This is a genomic window from Maritimimonas sp. 2405UD52-3 (assembly GCF_056591715.1).
Genome location: NZ_JBWQOL010000037.1, coordinates 1 through 205, shown reverse-complemented (window position 1 = coordinate 205; position 205 = coordinate 1). Strand labels below are relative to the sequence as shown.

At 53.2% G+C, this 205-nt stretch carries 1 protein-coding gene; it reads right to left on the bottom strand.

Annotated features, from left to right (window positions below; genetic code table 11):
* Positions 1-205 (bottom strand): hypothetical protein (locus tag AC1EU5_RS16075; RefSeq protein WP_480193437.1); only part of this gene is annotated, 205 nt, incomplete at both ends.

Here is a 205-nt window from a genome sequence, read left to right as displayed (position 1 = left end):
CGGGGTCGCTACCGGGATGCTGTTCGTATCCGTTACATCTGGGGCCTGATCACTACTTCCCGTAGCAATGTTTGTGATCGTCGTACCTAAGTCGCCTGCCTGGATCGTATAGCTAAGCGTACCACTCTCACTGTCACCAGCGGCTAGCACTGCTACGCCATCACCTGCTACATCGCTTAAGGTCACCGCACCTAAAATATCATCA